The sequence below is a fragment of the Luteimonas lutimaris genome (genome assembly GCF_039537065.1).
GTDB lineage: Bacteria > Pseudomonadota > Gammaproteobacteria > Xanthomonadales > Xanthomonadaceae > Luteimonas > Luteimonas lutimaris.
Genome location: NZ_BAAAZU010000003.1, coordinates 193,479 through 218,042 on the forward strand (window position 1 = coordinate 193,479; position 24,564 = coordinate 218,042).

The window sequence follows — 24,564 nt, forward strand, 5'->3', positions numbered from 1 at the left end:
GCTTGCACGGGGTCCGCGACGCTCAGCGCACGCTGAAGCCGTGCCTGCGGAAAATGTCCGCGGCCGCCGGCGTGTGCAGCCACTCCACGAGTGCCGCCGCCTGCGGATGCCTGCTCGCCTTCACCTTCGCCACCGGATACACGATCGGCGGGTGCGAGTCCTCCGGGAACGTCGCCAGCACCTTCACCCGCGGCTCGGCCTTGGCGTCGCTGCCGTAGACCACGCCCAGCGGGGTTTCGCCGCGCGCGACCAGCAGCAGCGCGGCGCGCACGTTCTCAGCCTGCGCCGTCCGCGGGGCGAGGCCGTTCCACATGCCCAGCGACTCGAACGCCGCCTTCGCGTACTTGCCGGCCGGCACGCTGTCGACCAGCGCGAGCGAGATCCGGCCGCGTGCGCCCAGCAGCGGCCGCAGGTCCGTGCCGCGCGCCAGTTCCAGCGGCCGGGCGGCGCTGTCCGCGGGCGCGACGAGTACCAGCGTGTTGCCGAGCAGCTCGCGGCGGGTGGCGGTGTCGATCAATCCCTTCGATTGCAGCGCGTCCATCCAGTCCAGGTCCGCGGAGATGAAGACGTCGGCCGGTGCGCCCTGTTCGATCTGCCGCGCCAGTGCCGAGCTGGCCGCGTAGGACACGCGGACGTCCTGCCCGGTTTCGCCGCGGTAGGCGAGCGTGGCCTCGTCCATCGATTCCTTGAGGCTGGCGGCTGCGAAGACGGTCAGCGGCGCATCGGCCGCGCGCGCGGGAAGGAGGCAGGCGAGGAGGGCGAGGCAGGTGGCGAGGAGGAATCGTGCGGTCATGGTGGTCCAGTCTCCTTGATGGCCGGGCAAGGAACCCGCTTTCCGGTTTACGGCGCCACGATCACGGTGATCGCCCGCACCTGCCGCACCCAGCGCGTCGGACGCGCTTCGCCGGGCACCACCAGGCGCAGCGGGCCGACATCGTCGCCCAGCGGCTGGCCGTCACAGCGGTCGACGAGGAAGGCGGTGCTGCCGCCGAGCGTGGGATCGAACTCCGCCAGCGCGAACACCGCGCGATAGCCGTCGCGCGCGTCCACCTGCACGTAGCGGCCCAGCTGCGCGCCGCGCAGCGGTTCGGCCGGCATCGCGCCGCCGGCCTGCATCAGGGCGGCAAGCGCAACGCCTTCGCACTGCTGCGTTTCGTCGTGGGCCGTGGCGGTGACCGTTTCGCGCGGCAGCGCGGCCCGCGATGCGTCGTCGATCGGAACCACCACCGGCGAGGGCAGCGCGGGCGCCTGCGGCGGCGCGGCGTGCTGGTGGGGTCCGGGCGCCGTCGGCGTGGCGGCTTCCGTCGACACGTCGGGAGCGGGCGCCTGCGTGCGCGCCGGACCGGTGGCGGCGCAGGCGGAAAGCAGCAGGGTGAGTACGACTGCTGTCAGGGATCGTGGCATGGTCGTCTGGTATGTCCGTATGGGGAAGCGCCGGTGGGCGCGACGGGAGCGTCTACAAGGTATCAAGCGGCACCTTGAAGTAGCGCACGCCATTGTCCTCCGCCTCCGGCAGCGCACCGGCGCGGATGTTGGCCTGCACTGACGGGATGATCAGCGCCGGCATCGCCAGGGTGGCGTCGCGCGCCTCGCGCAGGCGCACGTACTCGGCTTCGGCGGTGTCGTCGCGGACGTGGATGTTGGCGCGCTTCTGCTCGCCGAGCGTGGTCTCGAAGGCCGGCTCGCGGCCGCCGGGGCCGTAGTCATGGCAGACGAAGACGCGGGTGTCGTCGGGCAGCGCGTCGTACAGGCGCCGGATCGACCGGAACAGCATCGGTGCGCTGCCGCCGGGGAAGTCGCAGCGCGCGGTGCCGCCGTCGGGCATGAACAGCGAGTCGCCGGTGAACAGCGCGTCGCCGACGAGGTAGGCGACGCTGTCGCTGGTGTGGCCGGGCACCGCGATCACGCGCGCGGCGATGTTGCCGATCGGGAAGGTCTCGTCGTCGGCGAACAGGTGGTCGAACTGCGAACCGTCGACGGCGAAGTCGTCGCCGAGGTTGAAGATCGGGCGGAAGGTGGCCTGCACGGTGCGGATGCCGGCGCCGATGGCGAGTGTGGCATCGGGGAAGTGCGTGGCCTTCAGCCAGTGCGCGGCGGAAATGTGGTCGGCGTGGGCATGGGTTTCGAGCAGCCAGCGCACCGCCGCGCCGCGCTCGTGCACCACATCCACCAGCGCCTGCGCCGACTGCGTGCCGGTGCGCCCGGCCGCCGCGTCGTAGTCGAGCACCGGATCGACCAGCGCGGCTTCGCCGCTGTCCGGGTCGAGCACCAGGTAGCTCCAGGTGCCGGTGCCGGCATGGCGGAAGGGCAGGACATCGGGGCGCATGGCGGGCCTCCGAGGTGCGGGGCGACAGTATCGCGCAGGCCGGCGGCGCACGCAGGATCCGCGCCACGGGCCGGTCGGGACCGTGTCCGCACGCGGGACGGATCCAGCAAACCCGCGTCCGCGGGCACTACCATGGCCCCACGCCACACAGGAGCCCGCCCGCATGGCCCCACGTATCGCATTCGCCGCAACCTGCCTGCTCGCGCCGCTGTTCGCGACGGCCGCGATCGCCGCCGATCCGCCCACGACACCGCCACTCGCGGTGGCCCAGGCCGGGGAGGCAGCGCCGCCGATACTTGCCCGCCAGCCGCTTCCGCGCGTCTACAGCGCCGGCCAGCCCGTTGCCGACGACTGGGCGGAAATCGCCCGGCACGGCGTCACCACCGTGATCGACCTGCGTCCCGACGCCGAGCGCCCCGGTCGCGACGAAGCGGCCGAAGTGCACGCGGCCGGCCTGGCCTACCGGCAGATCCCGGTCGCCGGCGCGCAGGACCTGGACGCGGGCGCCGCGCGCACGCTGTGGCAGGCGATCGAAGCCGCGCCCGGCAAGGTGCTGGTGCACTGCGCCTCCGGCAACCGCGCCGGCGCGCTGCTGGCGATCGCCGCGGTGCGCGAAGGCGGTATGGCGCCGGAGCAGGCGCTTGAAGCCGGCCGCGAAGCCGGAATGACCAGCCTCGAGCCGCGCGTGCGCGAAGTCCTCGGATTGCCCGCGCCGGCGGGCGACCCATAGCACCGCGGGTGGTTGCAAAGGAGTTTGTCCGTAGGAGCGACGGAAGTCGCGACGGCCTTACCGGCGAAGCATCGCGACTTCCGTCGCTCCTGCCTGACCAATCCCGGCATCCCCTGCAGGTCAGAAGCTCTCGGGTTTGCTGCCGTCGTCAGTCGCCCAGCGCCTCGTTCAACAGCAGCGCCAGCCGGTACGCCGCCTGGCGCACGCGCTGCTCGGCCAGCGGGCGGTATTCGTCGAGGTAGGCCTTGTCGAGCTTGTGCGTGCCTTCCGGATACAGCCGGCGTGCGTCGACCAGGCGGCAGGATTCGCCGGCCCAGGCTTCCGGCGCGCTGTGGCCGGCTTCGGTCACCGGCGGCCAGGGCAGGGCGTCGAGCTTGTCGGCGTAGGGCGTGACCGCCTTGCGGTCGGCGCCGAAGCCGGCGGTGCCGAGGATGTAGTAGTCCCAGACCGAGTGCAGGTTGGTGCCCATTACGCCGTTTTCGTAGTGCTTGCGCGCGTAGGCCTCGGGGGGCAGGTCGGTGCGCAGGCTGATCTGGTAGCCGTTGCCGCCGGCGTCGGTGTGGTTGGTGGCATGCAGCGGCTGGTGCATGTCGCCGACCAGGTGCACCACGAACTTCAGCGCGTCGCGGCGGGCCTCGACCGGCTGGCTGCGGTCGGACAGGATCGCCAGCTGGGCTTCCAGCGCGCCGATCACGCAGTTGCCGTCCGGGCAGTCGCGCGCGGGGACGTAGCGGCATCCGCCGTCGGGTGCGGTGTTGACGTAGTGCCACTTCGAGGTGGCCTTGAAGCGCGCCGGGTCCTCGTCGCGCAGGGTGTCGGCCCAGGCGGCGACGCCGGCCAGGGTGGGGTCGGGCTCGCCCGCCAGCAGCCGCGCGACCTCGGCATCGGCCGCGGGCGTGAGGTGGCGCTGCGCCAGTTCGCCGACCAGGCGGTGGCCCAGCTGGGCCCAGCCCAGCGCGGCGGGCGCCAGCAGCAGCAGGAAAGCGGCGAAAAACAGGCGTGGCATCGTTTTCATGGCGGAAAGGGCCCCTTGCGAGGCTGAAAGCAGGGACGGGAAACGGCTAAAATAGCGTGCTTTACTCCTTTCCGTCCGTCTTTTCCCGGTTATTTCCCCGTCTTTCCTTGCAGGAGCGTGACATGGCGATCAAGGTTGGTATCAACGGTTTCGGCCGCATCGGGCGCAACGTGCTGCGTTCGGCGGTGCAGAATTTCGGCAACGACATCGAGATCGTCGCCATCAACGACCTGCTGGAACCGGACTACCTGGCCTACATGCTGCAGTACGACTCCGTGCACGGCCGCTTCGACGGCGAGGTTTCGGTCGACGGCGGCACTCTGGTGGTCAATGGCAAGCGCATCCGCCTGACCCAGGAACGCGACCCGGCCAACCTGAAGTGGGACGAAGTCGGCGCGGACGTGGTGATCGAGTCCACCGGCCTGTTCCTGACCAAGGAAGCCGCGCAGAAGCACCTCGATGCCGGCGCGAAGAAGGTGATCCTGTCGGCACCGTCCAAGGACGACACGCCGATGTTCGTCTACGGCGTCAACGACAAGAGCTACAACGGCGAGGCGATCATCTCCAACGCCTCGTGCACCACCAACTGCCTGGCGCCGATCGCCAAGGTGCTCAACGACAAGTGGGGCATCAAGCGCGGCCTGATGACCACCGTGCACGCCGCCACCGCGACCCAGAAGACCGTCGACGGCCCGAGCAACAAGGACTGGCGCGGCGGCCGCGGCATCCTCGAGAACATCATCCCGTCCTCCACCGGCGCCGCGAAGGCCGTGGGCGTGGTGATCCCCGAGCTCAACAAGAAGCTCACCGGCATGAGCTTCCGCGTGCCGACTTCCGACGTCTCGGTGGTCGACCTGACGTGCGAACTCGAAAAGCCCGCCACCTACGACGAGATCAAGGCCGAGATGAAGGCGCAGAGCGAAGGCGCGCTCAAGGGCATCCTTGGCTACACCGAGGACAAGGTCGTCGCCACCGACTTCCGCGGCGACACCCGCACCTCGATCTTCGACGCCGAGGCGGGCATCGCGCTCGACACCACCTTCGTCAAGCTGGTGAGCTGGTACGACAACGAGTGGGGGTATTCGAACAAGTGCCTGGAGATGGTGCGGGTGGTGGCGAAGTAACCGCGCCACGCCGACGATTCCCCGGAGCCCCGCGAAAGCGGGGCTTTTTCGTCGTGGCCCGGGAGCCATCCGTCCCAGGAACACCGTCGAAACCGGAGCAGTCGGCCGGCCCCTGGCTCCATCCGCACGCCGGAAGGCACCGCAGAGGCGAAGGGAAGCCGGCCTGGCGCCGTCGTCGGCTTGTTTCCGGGGCGAGGCGACCACTAAGGTAGCCACTTGCGCCAGGCCGGCGCGAGGGGGATCGCTATGGAAGGTCTGATCGTGCTGCTGGTGCTGGTCGTGCTTGCGGTGCCGGTGTTGCTGGTGTCGGCGTTGGTGTCGGTCGGCAACCTCAGGCGCCGCGTGCTGCTGCTGGAAGACGACGTGCGGCGCCTGCGCTCGCGGGAAGCGTCCGCCGATGCGCCCGCCCCACGGCCGACGATGGCGCCGACGGCGAAGCCGGCGGTGCACGACGTTCCCCCCGTCGAGCCCGATCCGGTCGCTTGGCAGGTCCCCCCGGAAACACCGGCCGTCGAGCCGGAAAGCATTGCCGCTGCTGCCGCCGCGCCAAGCGCTTCGGAGCCATCCACGCCGCGGCCACCGCCCCTGCCGCCGGTGCCGCAACGGCCGCCGCGGCCGCAACGTCCCGCGCGTCCGGACCCGTTCGAGGTCGCGATACGGGCGGTGAAGCGCTGGTTCACCAGCGGCAACGTGCCGGTCAAGGTCGGCATGTTGGTGCTGCTGGCCGGCGTGGCCGCGCTGCTCAAGTACGCCAGCGACCAGGGCTGGCTGAGCGTGCCGATCCAGCTGCGCCTGGCCGGCATCGCCGCGGCGTCGCTGGCCGCGCTGGCGTTCGCCTGGCACCGGCGCGAACGCCACCGCAGCTTCGCGCTGGCGGTGCAGGGCGGTGCGATCGGCGTGCTGCTGCTGACGGTGTTCGCTGCGTTCAAGCTCTACGGGATGATCGGCCCGCTGCCGGCGTTCGGCCTGAGCGTGGTGCTGATCGCGGGACTGGTGGTGGTGGCGGTGCTGCAGGAATCGCGCACCCTGGCCATCCTCGGCGTGCTGGCCGGCTTCATGGCGCCGATCTGGCTGTCCGACGGCAGCGGCAACCATGTCGCCCTGTTCTCGTACTACGCGCTGCTGAACCTGGCGATCTTCGCCATCGCCTGGGTGCGGCCGTGGCGCATCCTCAACCTGCTCGGCTTCGTCTTCACCTGGGGCATCGGCATTGCGTGGGGCGTACTGCAGTACGCGCCGGAGAAGTTCGCGAGCACCGAGCCGTTCCTGCTGCTGTTCTTCGCGTTCTACCTGCTGCTGCCGCTGCTGTATGCGCGCAAGGCCGCGGCGCGGCGCGGCGACCGCATCGATGGTTGCCTGCTGTTCGGCACGCCGCTGATCGCGTTCTCGCTGCAGGCGGCGCTGCTTGAAGGCGCGCGCATGCCGCTGGCGCTGTGTGCGCTCGGGGTAGCGGCGCTGTATGCGCTGCTCGCGCGCGCGCTGCTCCGGCGCGAGCGCTACGCGGTGCTGGCGGAGGGATACGCACTGCTTGCGGCCGGCTTCGCCACGCTGTCGGTGCCGCTCGCACTGTCGGCGCAGGCCACGGCGAGCGTCTTCGCGCTGGAAGGCGCCGGCCTGGTCTGGCTGGGGCTCAGGCGCGCGCGGCGGCTGCCGCTGTGGAGCGGCGCGGGCCTGCAGCTTGCTGCGGCCGTCGCCATGGTGCTGGGCGCCGGCGGCGCTGTGGCGACGCAGGCGATCGCCAACGCCGGGTTCATGGGTGCATTGCTGATCGCGGTCGCCGGCTTCGCCAGCGCGTGGTTCCTGCGCGACGCGGGGCGCGCGCAAGCGGCGGTCGTGGCATATGCGTGGGCGCTGCTGTGGTGGGTCGGCAACGGCGTGGGCGAGATCAAGCAGTTCGTCGATCCGCCGCTGGTCTTCCATGCGGTCCTGGTGTTTGCCGCCCTGACCGGGTGGCTGGCGGCCGAAGTGCATCGCCGGCGTCCGGGGGATGCGCTGGCGCTGACGACGCTGGGCGGTTTCATCGCCGCGTTCCCGCTGGCGCTGGTGCAGACAGGCATGCATGGACAGCCCTTCGCCGACCACGGCCTGTGGGCGTGGATCGCGTTCGCCGCGTTCGGCGTGCGCAGCCTGCAGTGCCTGCGTCGGGGCGAGTCGCGCATCGCCGCGTGGGCGCAGTTCGCCTGGTGGATGCTGTGGCCGACGGTGTTCTCGCTGCTGGCCTGGGAGGTGTCGCGGCGTTTCGAGCTGGCGCAAGGCTGGCGCGATGCCTTCATCGTGCTGCCGTGGCTCGCGCTCGCGTTGCTGTCGCTGCGTCGCTGGCCGTGGCTGGCGGCGCCGCTGGGACGTGCATTCGATGGCCATCGAGGTGCCGTGCAGGCCACGGTGTTCATCGTGCTGGCCCTGTGGTGGCTGGCCGCCCTGTCCGACGCAGGCCAGCCCGCGCCGCTGCCGTGGCTGCCGGTGCTCAATCCGCTGGACCTGGCGCAGGTCGCAGTGCTGGCGCTCGGTGCGGCCTGGCTGTGGTCCGCGTCGGCGCCGGACGGGCTGCGCGGCCGACGGGTCGGGGTGCTGTCCGTGGCGGGGCTGGTGCTGCTGACCGCGATCACGCTGCGCGGCGTGCACCACTGGGGCGGCGTCGCATGGGATGGCCGGCTGTTCGGCACCAGCCTGGCCCAGACCAGCCTGACGGTGGTCTGGAGCGTGCTGGGCGTGGTGGGGTGGATCCTCGGTTCGCGGCGAGGGCATCGTCCGCTGTGGCTGGCCGGCGCGGTGCTGATGGGCGTGGTGCTGGTCAAGCTGGTGCTGGTCGATCGTACCAACCTGGGCAATCTGCTTGGCATCGCCGCGTTCATTGCCTACGGCCTGCTGTGCACGCTGATCGGTTACCTCGCGCCGGCGCCGCCGCGCGCATCTTCCGCGGACGACGGCGAACCCGCGTCCAACGCAGTGGGTGAAACGCCATGATCAGATGGGCCTGGCTGGGACTGCTGCTGCCGGTAGCCGCGCTTGCCGGCGTCCGTGACGACTACGCGCGCCAGTGGCCGCTTGAACTGGCCCAGCCCGACGCGGGCGCGTATCGCGTCGTCCTCGACGAACAGGTGTACCGGGCCGTGCAGTCGGGCGACCTGCGCGACTTGCAGGTGGTGGACGCCGACGGCAACCCGGTGGCGACGGCCATGCAGGGTGCCGGGCAGCGCGTGGAAGCGGCGGTACCGGACGTGGAGCTGCCCTGGTTCGCGCTGCCGCCCGATGGCGTGGACGCGGGCGGCAGCGCCGGCGACCTCAGCGTGGCGGTCGAACGCGACGCCGCCGGCAGGATCACCCGGATCCGCAACGCCGTGGCCGTCCCGCGGGACGGCGCTGCCGCGGCGACGCGTGACCCGGCCTGGCTGGTCGACCTGGGCGAGCAGCCGGGGCAGGTGCGGGCCCTCGTGCTGGCGTGGGGCGAGCACACGCCGCCGCTGGACCTGGGCTACCGGCTCGAAGGCAGCCACGACCTGCGCGACTGGCAGCTGCTGGACCGGCACGTGCGGCTGCTCGACCTGGTCAACGGCGGCCATCGCATCGAACGCAACCGCATCGAACTCGATACCGATCTGCGCTACCTGCGCCTGATCCCGCTGCAGCCGTCCGGTGCCCCGGCGCTGCAGGCGCTGCGCGGGGAACTGGCACCGCGCGCCACCGATAGCGAATGGCGCTGGATCGAGCTGGACGGCGCGCCCGCGCCCGACGGCGAGGGCATCGTGTACGCGGTGCAGGGCCGCTTCCCTGTGGAGCGGATCGACGTGCGCATGCCAGGCAACGCGGCGGTGACATGGACGCTGGACAGCCGCGATGCCGACGACGCCCCGCGCGGCGAAGCGCAGGCACGCTGGCAGCTGCGTGCCGCGGACTGGACGACCTGGCGCACGGTCGACGCCGGCAGCGTCACGAGTTCGCCACCGCTGGCGCTGGGCGCGGCGGTCAACGATCGCGAGTGGCGCCTGCGCGGTGATGCGTCCGCGGCCGGCGCGACGGGTCCACGCCTGGCGCTCGGCTACCGGCCCGGCACGGTGGTGTTCCTCGCCCAGGGGCGCGCGCCGTACGCGCTGCTGGCCGGCAGTGCCCGCGCCGCGCGCAGCGACGCGCCGCTCGCGCCGATGCTGGCGACGCTGCGCCGGGCGCACGGCGACCAATGGCAACCCGCCGCCGCGACGCTGGGCGCGGGCAGCGTGCTGGCAGGCGAGGCCGCGCTGGTGCCCGCCCCCATGCCACGCGACTGGAAAACCTGGCTGCTGTGGGGATTGCTGGTCGGTGGCGCGCTGATGGTGACGGCGCTGGCGGTGAACCTGCTGCGCAACCGGCCCGCTGCCTAGGCGGTCGCGTCGCGGATCAGCAGTGCCAGCTTGTCCGGCACGCCGTCCCACCTGGCCGCGTCGGGCAAGGCCGGGATCTTTCGGTCGATCACCGGCCACTGCGGCGCGAGTTCGGCGTTGATGGCGAGAAAGTGCTCCTGGCCGGCCGGTACGTCGTCCTCGGGATAGATCGCGCCGACCGGGCATTCGGCCACGCACAGGGTGCAGTCGATGCAGCTTTCCGGGTCGATGACCAGGAAATTCGGCCCTTCGTGGAAGCAGTCCACCGGGCATACCTCGACGCAGTCGGTGTGCTTGCAGTTGATGCAGTTTTCGGTGACGACGTGGGTCACGGCGCGCGGAGCGATCGGGGACATGCACAGTCTGGTCGCACCGATCGGCCATCGCCCTGACCTGGATCAAGGCGCTTCCCTCGCGCCGGCGCGACCATCAGGCTTGTCCCGTTTCGCGCGGCGCTTGTGAACCGGCGCCGCGCCCGCATCTCCCCTGCATGTCCACCCAGCCTACCCACGAACAGATCGAAGCCCTGGTCGACCGCTTCTACGACCGCATCCAGGTCCACCCCACGCTCGGCCCGGTGTTCAACGCCGCAGTTGACGACTGGGACGAGCACAAGCGCCTGCTGGTCTCTTTCTGGACCTCGGTCGTGCTGCGCGCCGGCACCTACCGCGGCAACCCGATGGCCGCGCACCGGCCGCACCCGATCACCACCGAGCACTTCGTGCAGTGGCTGGAGCTGTGGCGCGCGACGGCCGACGAGATGCTTGCGCCCGAGCACGCCGAGCTGCTGCACGAGTACGCCGGCCGCATCGGCCGCAGCCTGCGCTACGGCCTGGGGCTGCCAGAGCCGGGCGAAACGCGTTCGCCGTTCGGCCCGGCGGTGACGCTGCGCGGCGGCTGAGCGGAAGCGCTCAGGCCAGCGCGGCGAGCGCGGCGTCGTAGTCCGGCTCCTCGCCGATCTCGCCCACCAGCTGCGCATGGACGACGCGGTCGTCGGCGTCGAGCACCACCACCGCGCGCGCGGCCACGCCGCCCAGCGGGCCGTCGGCGATCGCCACGCCGTAGTGCTCGAGGAACTCGCGGCCGCGCATCGTCGACAGCATCACCACCCGCTCCAGTCCCTCGGCGCCGCAGAAGCGTGCCTGCGCGAACGGCAGGTCGGCGGAAATGCCCAGCACCACGGTGTTGTCCGGCTTCGACGCCAGCTCGTTGAACCTGCGCAGCGCGGTGGCGCACACCCCGGTATCCACGCTGGGGAAGATGTTGAGCAGCTTGCGCTTGCCCTTGAACGCCGACAGCGACACGTCGGCCAGGTCCTTGCCGACCAGGGTGAACGGGTGGGCCTGCTCGCCGGCGACGGGGAAGCGGCCGTCGACGCGGACCGGATTGCCGTGGAAGGTGACCTGGGACATGGCATGACTCCTTGGGACGAAAAGGGACGCCGCCGCGCTTGCGGCGGTCAGTAGAACATCAGCTTGGCGAGCACCACGATCGCCGCCATCAGGCACAGCACGACATGGTGGGTGCGCCGGAACCGGCAGGGATCCATTGTCCCACGCATCCCGGCGCGGATCGCGGTGACGAACACCGCCAGCACGCCGAAGGCCAGCGCCACCTTGATCGACAGCAGCCAGCCGAAGCGCGAGCCGATGCACGCGAACCCGTTGCAGCGGATGTCGAACAGCGCGAAGCCGCTCAGGAACAACAGCGCCACCACCACCGGCATGAAGCGCCGCACCCGCGCCATCACCGCCGCCTCGATCCGTTCCATGATGGCGTGGTCGAAGTGACGATGCAGCGATTCGAGCACCAGCACCTCGAAGGCCACCGCGCCGACGAAGACGATCGCGCAGGACAGGTGCAGCAGCAGGATCAGCGGGTACCAGGTGGCCATCGCCACCAGCGTGCGCGCCGACGTGCGCCGGCGCATTGACCTGCGTCAACCGGCGCTGCCTTGTAGGAGCGGCGGGAGCCGCGAGCTCTTTCTGTTGCTCCTCTCCTGCAAAGGCAGGGAGAGGTTGGGGGGAGGCTGGCTGGGGAGCCATGGTTTGCACGACCCAAAAGGCACCCCTCCCCAGCCCTCCCATGCCTTCGCAAGGGCGGGGGCAACAGCTCGCGGCTCCCGCCGCTCCTACGCAAGCGGTGATCGCCACGGCCGCGGTGGCGCTGTCGCATCCCGCCAGTTTGCCTGCACGCCCACGCCTCCGGACAATGGCCAGCCCATGCGCAAGCGATCCGGCCGGCCCGGTCGCGCACGGACCGCAGGCCGCCTCCTCCCACCGAACGACCAGGACTCCCATGACCATCCAGCGAATGACCGACCTCGACCTCACCGGCAAGCGCGTGCTGATCCGCCAGGACCTCAACGTCCCGGTCGAAGACGGCAGGGTCACCTCCGACCAGCGCATCACGGCCTCGCTGCCGACCCTGCGCGCCGCGCTCGACGCCGGCGCCGCGGTGATGGTGATGTCGCATCTGGGCCGGCCGAAGGAAGGCGCGTGGAGCGAGGCCGACTCGCTGGCGCCGGTCGCCGCGCGCCTGGGCGAACTGCTCGGCCGCGAGGTGCGGCTGGTGCGCGATTACCTGGACGGCGTGGAGGTCGCACCCGGCCAGCTGGTGCTGCTGGAAAACTGCCGCATGAACGCCGGCGAGAAGGCCGACGACGAGGCGCTGGCGAAGCGGTACGCCGCGCTGTGCGACGTGTTCGTCATGGACGCCTTCGGCACCGCGCACCGCGCGCAGGCGTCCACCCATGGCGTGATCCGTTTCGCGAAGCAGGCCGCGGGCGGCCCGCTGCTGATGGGCGAACTCGACGCGCTGGCCAAGGCGCTCGACAACCCGGCACGGCCGCTGCTGGCGATCGTCGCCGGCTCCAAGGTCAGCACCAAGCTCGAACTGCTGTCGTCGCTGGTCGGCAAGGTCGACCAGCTGATCGTCGGCGGCGGCATCGCCAACACCTTCATCGCCGCCGAGGGCTTCGGCGTCGGCAAGTCCCTGGTCGAGACCGACCTGGTCGGGACCGCGAAGCAGATCATGGCCGACGCCAAGGCGCGCGGCGCCGATATCCCGGTGCCCACCGACGTCGTGGTCGCGCCCGAGTTCAAGCCCGATGCACCGGCCACGGTGAAGCCGGTGGACGCGATCGGCGCCGACGACATGGTGCTCGACATCGGCCCCGACACCGCGAAGCGCTATGCGGACCTGATCGCAAACGCAGGCACCGTGGTCTGGAACGGCCCGGTCGGCGTGTTCGAGTTCGATGCCTTCGGCAAGGGCACCGAAACGCTCGCCCGTGCGATCGCCGCGTCGCAGGCGTTCTCGATCGCCGGCGGCGGCGACACGCTGGCTGCGGTCGACAAATACGGCATCGTCGGTGACGTCTCCTACATCTCCACCGGCGGCGGCGCGTTCCTGGAATTCCTCGAAGGCAAGACCCTGCCGGCGGTCGCCGCGCTGGAAGCCCGCGCCGCCGCGTAGCCTCGCAGGATGGGTTGAGCCGAAGGCGAAACCCAACGGCCGCCGCCGCCGCGGAGGAGGGGGGTTCGGCATGGTTGGTGGGTGTCGCTGCGCCCAGCCCGTCCGAAGGCTAGGATGGCCGCATCGTCCGCCAGTGTTGCCACCCATGCCCGAGCACCACCGCCGCACCCGCATCCTCGCCACCCTCGGCCCCGCCACCGACGCGCCGGGCGTGCTCGACGCGCTGCTGCATGCGGGCGTGGACGTGGTCCGGCTGAATTTCTCGCACGGCGATCCGGCCGCGCAGGCCGAGCGCGCGCGCGCGGTGCGCGAGTCGGCGGCGCGGGTGGGCAAGGAGGTCGGCATCCTCGCCGACCTGCCGGGGCCGAAGATCCGCGTGGAAACCTTCGCCGACGGCCCGGTTACGCTGCTTGCCGGCGCGCGCTTCGACCTGGTCGCCAGCGCGGACGCGCCGCCGGGCGACGCCAGCCAGGTCGGCGTGAGCTACCTCGCCCTGCCGCAGGATCTTCGGCCCGGCGACGTGCTGCTGCTCGACGACGGCGTGGTGCAGCTGCAGGTCGAGCGCATCGAGGGCGAACGCATCGTCACCCGCGTCATCAACGACAGCGTGCTGTCCGACCGCAAGGGGCTCAACCGGCTCGGTGGCGGCCTGTCGCTGGGCGCGCTCACCGACCGCGACCGCGAGCTGATCGGCGTCGCCGCCGGCATGGACGTCGACTTCATCGCGGTGTCGTTCTGCCGCAATGCCGCCGACATGGACGAGGCGCGCGCGGTCGCGCGTTCGCACGGCAGCCACGCCGCGCTGGTGTCGAAGATCGAGCGCGCCGAGGCGATCGAGAACCTGTCGGAGATCATCGAGGCAAGCGACGTGGTGATGGTCGCCCGCGGCGACCTGGGCGTGGAGATCGGCGACGCCGAACTGCCCGGCCTGCAGAAGAAGATCATCCGCGAGTCGCTGGCGAAGAACCGCGTGGTGATCACCGCCACGCAGATGCTGCAGTCGATGGTCGACAGCCCGATCCCCACCCGCGCCGAAGTGCTGGACGTGGCCAACGCGGTGATCGACGGTACCGACGCGGTGATGCTGTCGGCGGAAACCGCGGCCGGCAACTTCCCGGTGCGCGCGGTCGAGGCGATGGCGCGGATCTGCATCGGGGCCGAAAAGCAGTTCGAGCACGACATCGACTTCGGCAAGGCCTCGCGCGACATGCAGCGGGCCGACCAGGCGATCGCGATGGCGGCGATGTTCCTGTCCGAGCACATGGCGGTGCGCGCGATCGTGGCGATGACCGAATCCGGCGGCACCGCGCGCTACCTGTCGCGGTTCCGCTCGGCGGTGCCGATCTACGCGCTGTCGCGGCACGCCGGATCGCGGCGGCGGATGGCGCTGATGCGCGACGTGTTCCCGATCGACTTCGACAGCCGCGGCCTGGCCACCCGCGAGGCCGCCCGCGACGCCGTGCAGGCGCTGCACGATGCCGGCCTGCTCGCCGCCGGTGACCACATCATGTTCACCAGCGGCGACCACATGGAGCACCGCGGCGCGACCAATACGCTGCGCCTGCTGGAAGTGGGGGATGACGGGCAGGCGGAGGGGCTGGGGGAGCTGTAGGCCAAGGCAGGCAGGCTCGTCTCCCGCCGCGCAGCAGAAGGGCCGGACGGCCCTCGCGGGAAGCCGGCCGCACGCAGCGAACCGGCTATAATCACCGGCCTTTCCGCCGCCCCACGAGCCTCCAGACATGAGCATCGAACAGCTTGCCGAAACCGCCCTGGCCATGGTCGCGCCGGGCAAGGGCATCATCGCCATCGACGAGTCCACCGGCACCATCGCCAAGCGCTTCGCCGGCGTGGGCATCGAGAACACCGAAGAGAACCGCCGCGCCTACCGCGAGCTGCTGCTGACCACGGCCAACCTGTCCGAACACATCAGCGGCGCGATCCTGTTCGACGAGACCATCCGCCAGTCGACGAAGGACGGCGTGCCGTTCGCGAAGTACATGGCCGACAACGGCATGATCCCGGGCATCAAGGTCGACAAGGGCACCCACGCGCTGGCCGGCTTCCCGGGCGAAGTGGTGACCGAGGGCCTGGACGGCCTGCGCGCGCGGCTTGAGGAGTACTACAAGCTCGGCGCCCGTTTCGCCAAGTGGCGCGCGGTGATCAACATCGGCGACGACATTCCCTCCGGCACCTGCATCGAGGCCAACGCCCATGCGCTGGCGCGCTACGCCGCGCTGTGCCAGGAGCAGGGCCTGGTGCCGATGGTGGAGCCGGAAGTGCTGATGGACGGCAACCACGACATCGAAACCTGCTTCGAGGTCACCGAGGTCACCCTGCGCGCGCTGTTCGACGCGCTGTACCAGCAGAACGTCGCGCTCGAGGGCACCATCCTCAAGGCGTCGATGGTCGTGCCGGGCAAGGACTGCGACGAGCAGGCCAGCGTCGACGAGGTCGCCGAGGCCACGCTGATGTGCCTGAAGTCCACCGTGCCGGCGATCCTGCCTGGCATCGTGTTCCTGTCCGGCGGCCAGAGCGACGAGGACGCCACTGCGCACCTGGACGCGATGAACCGCCTCGGCCCGAACCCGTGGCCGCTGAGCTTTTCCTACGGCCGCGCCATGCAGTCGGCGGCGCTGAAGCTGTGGTCGCAGGACCTGGTCAACAACTACGACCAGGCCCAGCAGACCGTCTTCGCCCGTGCCCGCGACAACGGCCTGGCCGCGCTCGGCCAGTGGGACAAGGCGGCCTGATCGCCTTTGCGCCTGCAGGAAACGAAGAACGCCGGCCTCGCGCCGGCGTTCTTCATTGTCGGTCCGGAACACGCGCAAGGGTTCGTCTTCCGTCCTGCAGCGCTGCCGGGGCGCGGACCGGAGCTCAGGCCGGCGGCGCCAACTCGACCCGCCAGCGCTCCGCCAGGTAGTCGATCAGGGCGGAAATCCGTCGCGGCACCGGCTGGCGGTGCATGCGCACGGCGTGGATCGCCGAGGCCTGCGGCTGCCAGCGCGGCAGCACCGGCAGCAGGTCGCCGCGGGCGAGGTCCCCGGACACGTTCCAGTGATCGCGCAGCGAGATGCCCATGCCGGCCAGGCACCACTGTCGCAGCGCCTCGCCGCTGTCGCTGCACAGCGGGCCGTGGACGGCAATGTCCTCACGCCGCTTGCCGTGGTGCAGCCGCCAGGTGCCGTGGCGCGTTCCCGGATAGGCGAACAACAGGCAATCATGGTCGTGCAGGTCGTCCGGGCGGCGCGGCGTGCCTCGGCGGCGCAGGTAGTCGGGCGAGGCCACCAGCACCCGCGGATTGGGCGCCAGCAGGCGCGCGCTGAGCTGCGAGTCGGGCAGTTCGCCGATGCGGATCGCCAGGTCGATGTCGCTGCCGGCCAGGTCCGCCACCTGGTCGGACAGGTACAGCTCGAACCGCACGCCGGGGTGGGAGTCGCGGAAATCGGCCAGCGCCGCGCTGACATGGCGATGGCCGAACGCGGCGGGCGCGCTGATCCGCACGCGACCCTCCAGGCGCTGGCGGCTGTCGTCGGCGAGTTCCTCGGCGCGCGCCAGCTGTGCCAGCGCGTCGCGGACGTGCCCGGCGATCCGGCGGCCGTCGTCGCTGGGGCGGACCCGCCGCGTGTTGCGCTCGAACAGGCGCGTGCCCAGCGCCGCTTCCAGCCGCGCGATCTGCTTGCTGACCGCGGCCGGGGTGCGCTGCAGCTCGCGCGCGGCCGCGGAGAACGACCCGGCATCGATCACCCGCAGGAACACCTCGGCGTCTTCGATGTTGCGGATCTTCATCGGCCTGCCCTCGTCAACCTGTTCCAGAACGTTGAAGGTTCTGTTCGATTCTATCCATATCCGGATGCAGGCGGGCGGCCCAGAATCGCCGTTCCTCCCGCGAGTGCCGGCCATGAAAAACCTGTCGCATCTGCTGTTGCCGCTGCTGCTCGCATTCGCATTCCCACTGGCGGCGCAGCCGCCGCACGATCCGGAGCAACACGCCATGCACGCAAGCCGAAGAATCCTGTTCGTCCTCACCAGCCACGACCGCAAGGGCGACCAGCCCAGCGGCTTCTACCTGTCCGAAGTGACGCATCCGCACAAGGTGCTGCACCAGGCGGGTTACGCGATCGATTTCGCCAGCCCGAAGGGCGGCAAGGCACCGGTCGATGGCTTCGACCTCGACGACCCGGTGAACGCCGCGTTCTGGAACGATCCCGCGCTGCGCGAAGCGGTCGGGCACACGCTTTCGCCCGCGCAAGTGGATCCGGCCGACTACGCGGCGATCTTCTACGCCGGTGGCCACGCCACGATGTGGGACCTGCCCGGCAACGCGGCGCTGGCGGCGATCACGGCGCGCATCTACGAGGCCGGCGGCGTGGTCGCCGCGGTCTGCCACGGACCGGCCGGGCTGGTGGACGTGGTGCTGGCCGACGGTCGTTACCTGGTCGCCGGCAAGGACGTGGCCGCGTTCACCAACGCCGAGGAGCGTGCCGTCGGGCTCGCGGACGTGGTGCCGTTCCTGCTGGCGGATCGGCTCGAACAGCGTGGCGCACGCCATCACCCAGCGCCGGACTTCACGCCGCAGGTCGTCGTCAGCGGGCGCCTGGTGACCGGGCAGAACCCGCAGTCCGCAACCGGCGTGGCCGAAGCGATGCTTGGACTGCTCGGCGATGTGGAACAGGGGAATGCGCGGCCATAGTGGCCGCCGAAGCACGGCGGGAGCGCCATGCAGGCCGCTCCCGGCTCGGTGCGGTGGATGCACGGCGTTCGCGGACGATGCCGTAAGCTGTCCGGGTTTCATTGGAAAGCAGACAGGTGTCTTCGACTTCCTTCCAGCTCCCGCCCGGGGCCGCTGCCGCACTGGCGCGGGGTGAAGTGGTGGCTGCGGTCAAGGCCGTGCGCGAGGCGACGGGCCTGTCGCTGAAGGACGCGAACGACCTGGTGCGTGCGCATGCAAACCGGCCGGGCGGCGCGCGCGTCGATGGCGCGACCGGAAAGGTCGAGTTCGAGTTTCCGCCCGCGGCCGCGGCGGCCGTGGCGCGCGGCGAGTTCGTCAACGCCATTGCCCTGCTGCGCGAGGCCAATCCGCAGCTGAACCTCAAGACCGCGCGCGACGCGGTCGAACACGTCCGCCGCGGCGCCCTGCCGACCGCGGACCAGTCGGTGAAGGACGCCCTGTCCGGCTATCCCGCGCGCGTGCCGACCGTCGTTGCCGGTGACCGCGGCAGCCGCGGCTGGCTGACGGTGATGCTGGTGGCGGTGTTCGCCGTGTTCCTGCTCTGGATCCTCGGCGCCGCGTAAAGCCGCGTCCCGTATAAGCGGCTTCAGCCGCGAGTTTTTCCGGCCCGAAGGAACCGGGTCCCCGCCTGCGCGGGGATGACGATCTCACCCCAACAGCCGCCGGTACTCCCCGGCAATCCCCGCATCCCGGCACGCCAGCACCACGCGCTCCGGCTGGCGCCCGTTCCAGCCGCGCAGTTGCCCGACCGCAACCGCCGCCGCCGCCGCATGCGGATAGCCGAACACCCCGCAGCTGATCGCCGGGAACGCGATCGACGCCGCCTCATGCTCTGCCGCCAGCCGCAGCGCATTCGCATAGCAGGCCGCCAGCAGCTCCGGCTCGCCGGCATCGCCGCCGTGCCAGACCGGGCCGACGGTGTGGATCACGAACCGCGCCGGCAGCCGGTGTCCGCCGGTGATCCGTGCTTCGCCGGTCGGGCAGCGCACGCCGGGCCGCACCTCCGGCAGCGCGCGGCATTCGGCGAGCAGTTCGGGCCCCGCGGCGCGGTGGATCGCGCCGTCCACGCCGCCGCCGCCGAGCAGCGATTCGTTGGCGGCGTTGACGATCGCGTCCACCGCCAGCGCGGTGATGTCGCCTTCGAGCACGTCGATGCGCATGGCCCGCCGGCCTTCAGCCCAGCGATTCCAGCCACGCGTCATCGGACCCTTCTTCCACGCCTTCGAGCAGGAACGTCGACAGGTAGCGCTCGCCGGTATCGGGCAGCATCGCCAGGATCACGTCGCCGTCGTTCGCCGACTGCGCGACTTCCAGCGCCGCGGCCACGGTGGCGCCGGCGGACAGGCCGACGAAGATGCCTTCCTCGCGCGCCAGCCGCAGCGAGGTGTCGCGCGCGATGGTGTCCTCGACGGTCAGGATCCGCGAGGCGGCCTTGCGGTCGAGCACGGCCGGCACGAAGTCCGGCGTCCAGCCCTGGATCTTGTGCGGCGCCCACTCCTTGCCGGCCAGCAGCGAGGCCACGGCCGGCTCGGCCGCGGTGACCTGGACCTCCGGGCGCGCCACGCGCAGCACGTCGGCCACGCCGGTGAGCGTGCCGCCGGTGCCCCAGCCGCTGACGAAGTGGTCCAGGCGGCGGCCGGCGAAGTCGCGCAGGATCTCCGCGGCGGTCGTGCTGCGGTGGTAGGCGGGATTGGCGGGGTTTTCGAACTGGCGGGCGAGGAACCAGCCGTGCTTTGCCGCCAGTTCCTCCGCCTTGCGCACCATGCCGGTGCCGCGCTCGGCGGCGGCGGTGAGGATCACCTTCGCGCCGTAGGCGCGCATCAGCCTCCGGCGCTCGATCGAGAAGGTCTCGGTCATGATCGCGACGAACTTGTAGCCGCGCGCGGCGCACACCATCGCCAGCGCGACGCCGGTGTTGCCGGAGGTGGCTTCCACCACGGTGTCGCCGGGCTTGAGCAGGCCCTTTTCCTCGGCGTCGAGGATGATGGCGATCGCGAGCCGGTCCTTGACCGAGCCGCCGGGATTGAAGGCCTCGACCTTGGCGTAGAGTGTGACGTTGGCGGGCGCGATGCGGTTCAGGCGCACGACCGGCGTGCGGCCGATGGTGTCGAGGATGCTGTCGTGGATCATGGCCAGGCCTGCAGGTTGCGGGGGAAGGGCCGACACTACCCCCACCGGCCGCCGCGCGCATGTCTACGGATGGCACGCCGGGAACCGGCCGCTGGAACGATGGCGTCCGGCGGGACCGGACCGGCGAGTGCTGGCGTAACGCGCGAGGGCGCTCGCGGTTGACACCTGAATGGTGTTTTCCGGCCGGGCCTGATGGCACACGTTGCCTTCGCGTCGAGCCGATAGACTCGACCGGTTTTCCCTGCACCCATTTGAATGATGCCCGACGTCCGCGCCGCCCCGACGCCCCGTTTCGCAATCACGGCCCTGCTGTGCCTGTGCCTTGCCGCCTGCGGCGGCGACGGCGCGGACAGACGTGGCGGCGATGCGCCGGTCGAGGTGGTCACCACCGCGACGGTGTCCATGCAGCCCTGGCACGACCGCATCCGCGCGCTGGGCACGGTCAAGTCGCACGAGTCGGTGGAGGTCACCGCCAAGGTCAGCGAGACCGTCGAGCAGGTGCACTTCGACAGCGGCGACGAGGTCGCGGCAGGCGCGCCGCTGGTCACGCTCAGCGGGCAGCAGCAGCATGCGGCGCTGGCCGCCGCGCAGGCCGCGGCCACCGAGGCCGACCGGATGTACGAGCGCCTGCAGGGGCTGGCCGCGCAGCAGCTGGTCGCGCATGCCACGCTCGACACCCAGCGCGCCACCCGCGACGCGGCGCGCGCGCAGGTGGCGCAGATCCAGGCCAACCTGCGCGACCGCGTGATCCGCGCGCCGTTCGCCGGGCGCCTGGGCATCCGCCAGGTCAGCCCCGGTGCGCTGGTGACGCCGGGCACGGTGATCGCCACGCTCGACGACATCTCGCGCGTCTACGTCGACTTCCCGGTGCCGGAAACGCAGATGGAGCTGGTCGCCACCGGCCAGCGCCTGGCTGGCACCGCCAGCGGCCTGCCCGAGCAGGTGTTCGAAGGCATCGTGTCGGTGGTCGACGTGCGCGTCGACGCGGCCACGCGCGCGGTGATGGTGCGCGGCAGCTTCCGCAATCCCGACCGCGTGTTGCGCCCGGGCATGCTGATGGAGATACAGCTCGAGCGGCCCGAACGGCAGGCGCTGGTGGTGCCGGAGATCGCCGTCGTCCAGGTCGGCCGCGACTCGTTCGTCTACCGCGTGCGCGACGACGACACCGTCGAGCAGGCGCCGGTGCGGGTCGGTGCGCGCAGCAGCAACCAGGCCGAGATCCTCGAAGGGCTGGCGCCGGGCGACCGCATCGTCATCGACGGCACCGGCAAGCTGCGCGAAGGCAGCAAGATCCGCGAGAACCCCGCGCCGGCAAAGGCGAAAGCCGCGCCGGCCGAAACCCCCGACACACCCGAACTGCCGACGCCGCAAGCCGCGCCCGCCGCGGAGGACTGAGCCATGCTGCTGTCCGACGTTTCCATCCGCCGCCCGGTCTTCGCCACCGTGGTCAGCCTGCTGCTGATGGTGCTGGGCGTGATGGCGTTCTCGCGCCTGACCCTGCGCGAGCTGCCGGCGATCGATCCACCGATCGTCTCGGTCGACGTCAACTACCCGGGCGCCTCGGCGGCGGTGGTCGAGACCCGCATCACCCAGGTGCTCGAGGACGCGCTGTCGGGCATCGAGGGCGTCGACATCATCCAGTCGCGCAGCCGCAACGGGCGCGCGGGGGTGACGCTGGAGTTCAGCCTCACCCGCGACATCGAGGCCGCCGCCAACGACGTGCGCGACGCCATCAGCCGCGTCGCCAACCGCCTGCCGGAGGAGGCCGACCCGCCGCAGGTGGCCAAGGCCGACAGCGACTCGGACACCATCCTCTGGCTCAACATGAGCTCGACCACGATGGACACGCTGGAGCTGTCGGACTACGCCGACCGCTACATCGTCGACCGCCTGTCGAGCCTGGACGGCGTGGCCCAGGTGCGCATCGGCGGCCGCCAGCGCTACGCCATGCGCATCTGGCTCGATGCCGCGGCGATGGCCGCGCGCGGCATCACCCCGAACGACATCGAGACCGCGCTGCGCGCCGAGAACGTGGAGCTGCCGGCCGGGCGGATCGAGTCGCAGACCCGCGACTTCACCCTGCGCGTGGCGCGCGGCTACGCCACGCCGCAGGACTTCGCCGCGATGCCGCTGCGCAAGGGCGCCGATGGCTACGTGGTGCGGCTGGGCGACGTGGCGCAGGTCGAGCTGGCCTCGGCCGAGCGCCGCGCCTACTACTACAGCAACGGCCAGCCCAACATCGGCCTGGGCATCGTCAAGACCTCCACCGCCAACGCGCTCGACGTCACCCGCGCCGCGCGCGCGGCCGCGGTGGAGATCCAGAAGTCGCTGCCCGAGGGCACCCACATCTTCGTCGCCTTCGACGACACGGTGTTCATCGAGGCGTCCATCGAGCGCGTGTACGCGACCCTGGTCGAAGCCGTGGTCCTCGTGCTGCTGGTGATCTGGCTGTTCCTGGGCAGCCTGCGCGCGGCGCTGATCCCGGCGGTGACGGTGCCGGTGTGCCTGCTGGCGGCGTTCATCCCGCTGTACCTGTTCGGCTACTCGATCAACCTGCTCACCCTGCTGGCGCTGGTGCTCGCGATCGGCCTGGTGGTGGACGATGCGATCGTGGTGCTGGAGAACATCCAGCGCCGCGTCGACCTGGGCGAACCCAAGCTCGTGGCCGCGGTGCGCGGCACCAAGCAGGTGGCGTTCGCCGTGATCGCCACCACCACGGTGCTGGTGGCGGTGTTCCTGCCGGTGGGCTTCATGGAAGGCAACACCGGGCGTCTGTTCCGCGAGCTGTCGGTGGCGCTGGCCGGCGCGGTGGCGCTGTCGGCGTTCGTCGCGCTGACGCTGACGCCGATGATGGCCTCCAAGCTGGTGCGGCCGCACAGGCAGGAGAAGTCGAACCCGATCAACCGTGGCTTCAACCGCCTGCTCGGGCGCGTCGGCAGCGGCTATCGCGGCCTGCTGGAGCGGATGGTGGCGGTGCGGCCGGCGGGCATCGTCGCCGGCGTGGTGCTGACCATGCTGGCCTGCCTTGCCGCGGCCTGGGGGCTGTCGCGGATCGTGCCGTCCGAACTGGCGCCGGCCGAGGACCGCGGCGCGTTCTTCGTGTCCATCGTCGGTCCGGAGGGCGCGGGCTTCGACTACACCGTGCGCCAGATCAAGCAGGTCGAATCGATCTTCGCCGAGCGGGTCAAGGGTGACGATCCGGTCATCGAGCGCTACAACACGCGCGCGCCCGGCGGCTGGGGCGCGAGCGAGGAAATGCACACCGGCAACGTGATCGTGTTCCTCAAGGACTGGCGCGAGCGCGACCAGTCGACCGCCGAAGTGGCCGACTCGCTGCGCCAGGAACTCGACGGGCTCAGCGGCGTGCGCGCGCAGCCGCGCGTGGGCGGCGGCCTGGTCGGCAGCCGCGGGCAGCCGATCCAGATCGTGCTCGGCGGGCCCGAATACGCCGAGATCGCACAGTGGCGCGACATCATGATGGAGCGCATGGAGGCCAATCCCGGCTTCTTCTCGGTCGACTCCGACTACAAGGAAACCCGCCCGCAGATGCGCGTGCAGATCGACCGCGCGCGCGCTTCGGACCTGGGCGTGAGCGTCACCGACATCGGCCGCGCGCTGGAAACCATGATGGGCAGCCGCCAGGTCACCACCTTCGTGCAGGAAGGCGAGGAGTACGACGTGCTGGTGCAGGCCGGACGCGCCGGCCGCGCCGAGCCCGCGGACCTGGACGCGATCCAGGTGCGCGCGCGCAACGGCGACCTGGTGCCGCTGTCGAACCTGGTCACCCTCAGCGAGCTGGCCGAGCCGGGCAGCTTCAACCGCTTCAACCGCATGCGCGCGATCACCGTGAGCGCCGGCCTCGCGCCAGGCTACAGCATGGGCGAGGCGATCGACTTCCTCGAAAACGTCGCCCGCACCGACCTGCCCGACTACGCCCAGATCAGCTGGAAGGGCGAGTCGCGCGAGTTCCAGAAGGCCGGCGGCGCGGTGCTGCTGACCTTCACCCTGGCACTGCTGGTGGTGTACCTGGTGCTGGCGGCGCAGTTCGAGAGCTTCATCCATCCGTTCGTGATCATGCTGACGGTGCCGCTGGGCGTGCTTGGCGCGCTGATCGGCCTGGCGATCACCGGCGGCACGCTCAACCTGTTCAGCCAGATCGGCATCGTGATGCTGGTGGGGCTGGCGGCGAAGAACGGCATCCTGATCGTCGAGTTCGCCAACCAGCTGCGCGACGAAGGCCGCAGCGTCGGCCAGGCGATCGTGGAGTCGTCGGTGGTGCGCCTGCGCCCGATCCTGATGACCTCGATCGCCACCGCCGTTGGCGCCGTGCCGCTGGTGGTCGCCGGCGGCCCGGGTTCCGCGAGCCGCGCGACGATCGGCGTGGTGGTGATCTTCGGCGTTGCCTTCTCCACGCTGCTGTCGCTGTTCGTGGTACCGGCGTTCTACGCGCTGCTCGCGCCGTTCACCCGCTCGCCGGATGCAGTGGCGCAGGAGCTGGCGGTGCAGGAGAAGCAGACGCCGTCGGTGGGCGGGCACGCGTAGGGCGGGGCGTGGTGGCCGTGGGAGTGGCCTGTAGCAGTGCGCTGTGGCGGGCTTGTGGGAGCGGCCTTGTGGGAGCGGGCTTGTGGGAGCGGGCTTGTGGGAGCGGGCTTGTGGGAGCGGCCATGGCCGCGATGCC

Annotated in this window: 22 protein-coding genes; 12 read left to right on the forward strand and 10 right to left on the reverse strand. The window is 71.0% G+C overall.

Annotated features, from left to right (window positions below):
• Nucleotides 1-22: 22 nt before the first annotated feature.
• Genes modA through ABD679_RS02980 form a run of 3 tightly spaced genes read right to left on the reverse strand, consistent with a single transcriptional unit; the run spans nucleotide 23 to nucleotide 2,326 of the window.
• Nucleotides 23-793: a molybdate ABC transporter substrate-binding protein gene (gene modA / locus ABD679_RS02970; protein ID WP_344758450.1), complete on the reverse strand. Its 771-nt coding sequence runs from the start codon at nucleotides 791-793 to the stop codon at nucleotides 23-25.
• A 47-nt stretch (nucleotides 794-840) separates the two neighbouring features.
• Nucleotides 841-1,404: a molybdopterin-binding protein gene (locus ABD679_RS02975; RefSeq protein ID WP_344758451.1), complete on the reverse strand. Its 564-nt coding sequence runs from the start codon at nucleotides 1,402-1,404 to the stop codon at nucleotides 841-843.
• Between the two features lie 52 nt (nucleotides 1,405-1,456).
• Complete coding sequence (locus ABD679_RS02980) at nucleotides 1,457-2,326, reverse strand: MBL fold metallo-hydrolase (RefSeq protein ID WP_344758452.1); 870 nt, start codon at nucleotides 2,324-2,326, stop codon at nucleotides 1,457-1,459.
• A 163-nt stretch (nucleotides 2,327-2,489) separates the two neighbouring features.
• On the opposite strand from ABD679_RS02980, the gene ABD679_RS02985 reads away from it, so the two are divergent.
• Nucleotides 2,490-3,056 (forward strand): protein tyrosine phosphatase family protein, encoded by a 567-nt coding sequence (locus ABD679_RS02985; RefSeq protein WP_344758453.1) that lies wholly within the window; start codon nucleotides 2,490-2,492, stop codon nucleotides 3,054-3,056.
• A 148-nt stretch (nucleotides 3,057-3,204) separates the two neighbouring features.
• Here the strand turns inward: ABD679_RS02985 and ABD679_RS02990 are convergent, their stop codons facing one another.
• The gene (locus tag ABD679_RS02990; RefSeq protein WP_344758454.1) at nucleotides 3,205-4,062 is read right to left on the reverse strand and encodes a S1/P1 nuclease; all 858 of its coding nucleotides are present in this window, start codon (nucleotides 4,060-4,062) and stop codon (nucleotides 3,205-3,207) included.
• Nucleotides 4,063-4,193: 131 nt separating this feature from the next.
• On the opposite strand from ABD679_RS02990, the gene gap reads away from it, so the two are divergent.
• From gap to ABD679_RS03005, 3 genes are all read left to right on the forward strand, one after another.
• Entirely contained in the window at nucleotides 4,194-5,195 is a 1,002-nt protein-coding gene (gene gap, locus ABD679_RS02995) for a type I glyceraldehyde-3-phosphate dehydrogenase (protein ID WP_344758455.1), read from the forward strand.
• 246 nt (nucleotides 5,196-5,441) lie between these two features.
• On the forward strand, nucleotides 5,442-8,159 hold the full coding sequence (locus ABD679_RS03000; protein WP_344758456.1) for a DUF2339 domain-containing protein: 2,718 nt from the start codon (nucleotides 5,442-5,444) through the stop codon (nucleotides 8,157-8,159).
• On the forward strand, nucleotides 8,156-9,550 hold the full coding sequence (locus ABD679_RS03005; RefSeq protein ID WP_344758457.1) for a DUF3999 domain-containing protein: 1,395 nt from the start codon (nucleotides 8,156-8,158) through the stop codon (nucleotides 9,548-9,550). The genes ABD679_RS03000 and ABD679_RS03005 overlap by 4 nt, the downstream gene beginning before the upstream one ends.
• Here the strand turns inward: ABD679_RS03005 and fdxA are convergent.
• A complete protein-coding gene (fdxA, locus tag ABD679_RS03010; RefSeq protein WP_344758686.1) occupies nucleotides 9,547-9,882 on the reverse strand; it encodes a ferredoxin FdxA in 336 nt (111 codons plus the stop codon). The genes ABD679_RS03005 and fdxA overlap by 4 nt on opposite strands.
• A 158-nt stretch (nucleotides 9,883-10,040) precedes the next feature.
• Here fdxA and ABD679_RS03015 point away from each other — a divergent pair, with 158 nt between their 5' ends.
• Complete coding sequence (locus ABD679_RS03015) at nucleotides 10,041-10,451, forward strand: group III truncated hemoglobin (protein ID WP_344758458.1); 411 nt, start codon at nucleotides 10,041-10,043, stop codon at nucleotides 10,449-10,451.
• A gap of 10 nt (nucleotides 10,452-10,461) precedes the next feature.
• Here ABD679_RS03015 and tpx read toward each other — a convergent pair whose 3' ends face one another.
• On the reverse strand, nucleotides 10,462-10,962 hold the full coding sequence (gene tpx / locus ABD679_RS03020) for a thiol peroxidase (RefSeq protein ID WP_344758459.1): 501 nt from the start codon (nucleotides 10,960-10,962) through the stop codon (nucleotides 10,462-10,464).
• Nucleotides 10,963-11,009: 47 nt separating this feature from the next.
• Entirely contained in the window at nucleotides 11,010-11,480 is a 471-nt protein-coding gene (locus ABD679_RS03025) for a CopD family copper resistance protein (protein ID WP_344758460.1), read from the reverse strand.
• A 368-nt stretch (nucleotides 11,481-11,848) separates the two neighbouring features.
• Here ABD679_RS03025 and ABD679_RS03030 point away from each other — a divergent pair, with 368 nt between their 5' ends.
• The 3 genes from ABD679_RS03030 (at nucleotide 11,849) to ABD679_RS03040 (ending at nucleotide 15,777) form a co-directional block, all read left to right on the forward strand.
• Nucleotides 11,849-13,027 carry a phosphoglycerate kinase gene (locus ABD679_RS03030; RefSeq protein ID WP_344758461.1) on the forward strand — a complete coding sequence of 393 codons (1,179 nt, stop codon included), beginning with the start codon at nucleotides 11,849-11,851 and terminating at the stop codon, nucleotides 13,025-13,027.
• A gap of 145 nt (nucleotides 13,028-13,172) precedes the next feature.
• Entirely contained in the window at nucleotides 13,173-14,639 is a 1,467-nt protein-coding gene (gene pyk, locus ABD679_RS03035) for a pyruvate kinase (protein WP_344758462.1), read from the forward strand.
• 127 nt (nucleotides 14,640-14,766) lie between these two features.
• Nucleotides 14,767-15,777, forward strand: a complete 1,011-nt coding sequence (locus ABD679_RS03040) for a class I fructose-bisphosphate aldolase (protein ID WP_344758463.1) — start codon at nucleotides 14,767-14,769, stop codon at nucleotides 15,775-15,777.
• A 124-nt stretch (nucleotides 15,778-15,901) separates the two neighbouring features.
• Here the strand turns inward: ABD679_RS03040 and ABD679_RS03045 are convergent, their stop codons facing one another.
• Nucleotides 15,902-16,813 carry a LysR family transcriptional regulator gene (locus ABD679_RS03045; RefSeq protein WP_344758464.1) on the reverse strand — a complete coding sequence of 304 codons (912 nt, stop codon included), beginning with the start codon at nucleotides 16,811-16,813 and terminating at the stop codon, nucleotides 15,902-15,904.
• Nucleotides 16,814-16,925: 112 nt separating this feature from the next.
• Between ABD679_RS03045 and ABD679_RS03050 the strand changes: the two genes are divergently transcribed.
• A complete protein-coding gene (locus tag ABD679_RS03050; RefSeq protein WP_344758465.1) occupies nucleotides 16,926-17,717 on the forward strand; it encodes a type 1 glutamine amidotransferase domain-containing protein in 792 nt (263 codons plus the stop codon).
• Between the two features lie 116 nt (nucleotides 17,718-17,833).
• The gene (locus ABD679_RS03055; protein ID WP_344758466.1) at nucleotides 17,834-18,319 is read left to right on the forward strand and encodes a hypothetical protein; all 486 of its coding nucleotides are present in this window, start codon (nucleotides 17,834-17,836) and stop codon (nucleotides 18,317-18,319) included.
• An 84-nt stretch (nucleotides 18,320-18,403) separates the two neighbouring features.
• Here the strand turns inward: ABD679_RS03055 and ABD679_RS03060 are convergent, their stop codons facing one another.
• Both ABD679_RS03060 and cysK read right to left on the reverse strand, forming a co-directional pair.
• Nucleotides 18,404-18,916, reverse strand: a complete 513-nt coding sequence (locus tag ABD679_RS03060; protein WP_344758687.1) for an O-acetyl-ADP-ribose deacetylase — start codon at nucleotides 18,914-18,916, stop codon at nucleotides 18,404-18,406.
• A gap of 13 nt (nucleotides 18,917-18,929) precedes the next feature.
• Nucleotides 18,930-19,886 (reverse strand): cysteine synthase A, encoded by a 957-nt coding sequence (gene cysK, locus ABD679_RS03065; RefSeq protein WP_344758467.1) that lies wholly within the window; start codon nucleotides 19,884-19,886, stop codon nucleotides 18,930-18,932.
• Between the two features lie 258 nt (nucleotides 19,887-20,144).
• Here cysK and ABD679_RS03070 point away from each other — a divergent pair, with 258 nt between their 5' ends.
• The gene (locus ABD679_RS03070; protein WP_344758468.1) at nucleotides 20,145-21,281 is read left to right on the forward strand and encodes an efflux RND transporter periplasmic adaptor subunit; all 1,137 of its coding nucleotides are present in this window, start codon (nucleotides 20,145-20,147) and stop codon (nucleotides 21,279-21,281) included.
• A 3-nt stretch (nucleotides 21,282-21,284) separates the two neighbouring features.
• Entirely contained in the window at nucleotides 21,285-24,428 is a 3,144-nt protein-coding gene (locus ABD679_RS03075; RefSeq protein WP_344758469.1) for an efflux RND transporter permease subunit, read from the forward strand.
• Nucleotides 24,429-24,564: the final 136 nt, after the last annotated feature.

What these genes read in the sequence shown, in the direction of transcription:
- modA (WP_344758450.1), bottom strand. Translation starts at nt 793, where the DNA reads ATGACCGCACGATTCCTCCTCGCCACCTGCCTCGCCCTCCTCGCCTGC.
- ABD679_RS02975 (WP_344758451.1), bottom strand. Translation starts at nt 1,404, where the DNA reads ATGCCACGATCCCTGACAGCAGTCGTACTCACCCTGCTGCTTTCCGCC.
- ABD679_RS02980 (WP_344758452.1), bottom strand. Translation starts at nt 2,326, where the DNA reads ATGCGCCCCGATGTCCTGCCCTTCCGCCATGCCGGCACCGGCACCTGG.
- ABD679_RS02985 (WP_344758453.1), top strand. Translation starts at nt 2,490, where the DNA reads ATGGCCCCACGTATCGCATTCGCCGCAACCTGCCTGCTCGCGCCGCTG.
- ABD679_RS02990 (WP_344758454.1), bottom strand. Translation starts at nt 4,062, where the DNA reads ATGCCACGCCTGTTTTTCGCCGCTTTCCTGCTGCTGCTGGCGCCCGCC.
- gap (WP_344758455.1), top strand. Translation starts at nt 4,194, where the DNA reads ATGGCGATCAAGGTTGGTATCAACGGTTTCGGCCGCATCGGGCGCAAC.
- ABD679_RS03000 (WP_344758456.1), top strand. Translation starts at nt 5,442, where the DNA reads ATGGAAGGTCTGATCGTGCTGCTGGTGCTGGTCGTGCTTGCGGTGCCG.
- ABD679_RS03005 (WP_344758457.1), top strand. Translation starts at nt 8,156, where the DNA reads ATGATCAGATGGGCCTGGCTGGGACTGCTGCTGCCGGTAGCCGCGCTT.
- ABD679_RS03015 (WP_344758458.1), top strand. Translation starts at nt 10,041, where the DNA reads ATGTCCACCCAGCCTACCCACGAACAGATCGAAGCCCTGGTCGACCGC.
- tpx (WP_344758459.1), bottom strand. Translation starts at nt 10,962, where the DNA reads ATGTCCCAGGTCACCTTCCACGGCAATCCGGTCCGCGTCGACGGCCGC.
- ABD679_RS03025 (WP_344758460.1), bottom strand. Translation starts at nt 11,480, where the DNA reads ATGCGCCGGCGCACGTCGGCGCGCACGCTGGTGGCGATGGCCACCTGG.
- ABD679_RS03030 (WP_344758461.1), top strand. Translation starts at nt 11,849, where the DNA reads ATGACCATCCAGCGAATGACCGACCTCGACCTCACCGGCAAGCGCGTG.
- pyk (WP_344758462.1), top strand. Translation starts at nt 13,173, where the DNA reads ATGCCCGAGCACCACCGCCGCACCCGCATCCTCGCCACCCTCGGCCCC.
- ABD679_RS03040 (WP_344758463.1), top strand. Translation starts at nt 14,767, where the DNA reads ATGAGCATCGAACAGCTTGCCGAAACCGCCCTGGCCATGGTCGCGCCG.
- ABD679_RS03045 (WP_344758464.1), bottom strand. Translation starts at nt 16,813, where the DNA reads ATGAAGATCCGCAACATCGAAGACGCCGAGGTGTTCCTGCGGGTGATC.
- ABD679_RS03050 (WP_344758465.1), top strand. Translation starts at nt 16,926, where the DNA reads ATGAAAAACCTGTCGCATCTGCTGTTGCCGCTGCTGCTCGCATTCGCA.
- ABD679_RS03060 (WP_344758687.1), bottom strand. Translation starts at nt 18,916, where the DNA reads ATGCGCATCGACGTGCTCGAAGGCGACATCACCGCGCTGGCGGTGGAC.
- cysK (WP_344758467.1), bottom strand. Translation starts at nt 19,886, where the DNA reads ATGATCCACGACAGCATCCTCGACACCATCGGCCGCACGCCGGTCGTG.
- ABD679_RS03070 (WP_344758468.1), top strand. Translation starts at nt 20,145, where the DNA reads ATGCCCGACGTCCGCGCCGCCCCGACGCCCCGTTTCGCAATCACGGCC.
- ABD679_RS03075 (WP_344758469.1), top strand. Translation starts at nt 21,285, where the DNA reads ATGCTGCTGTCCGACGTTTCCATCCGCCGCCCGGTCTTCGCCACCGTG.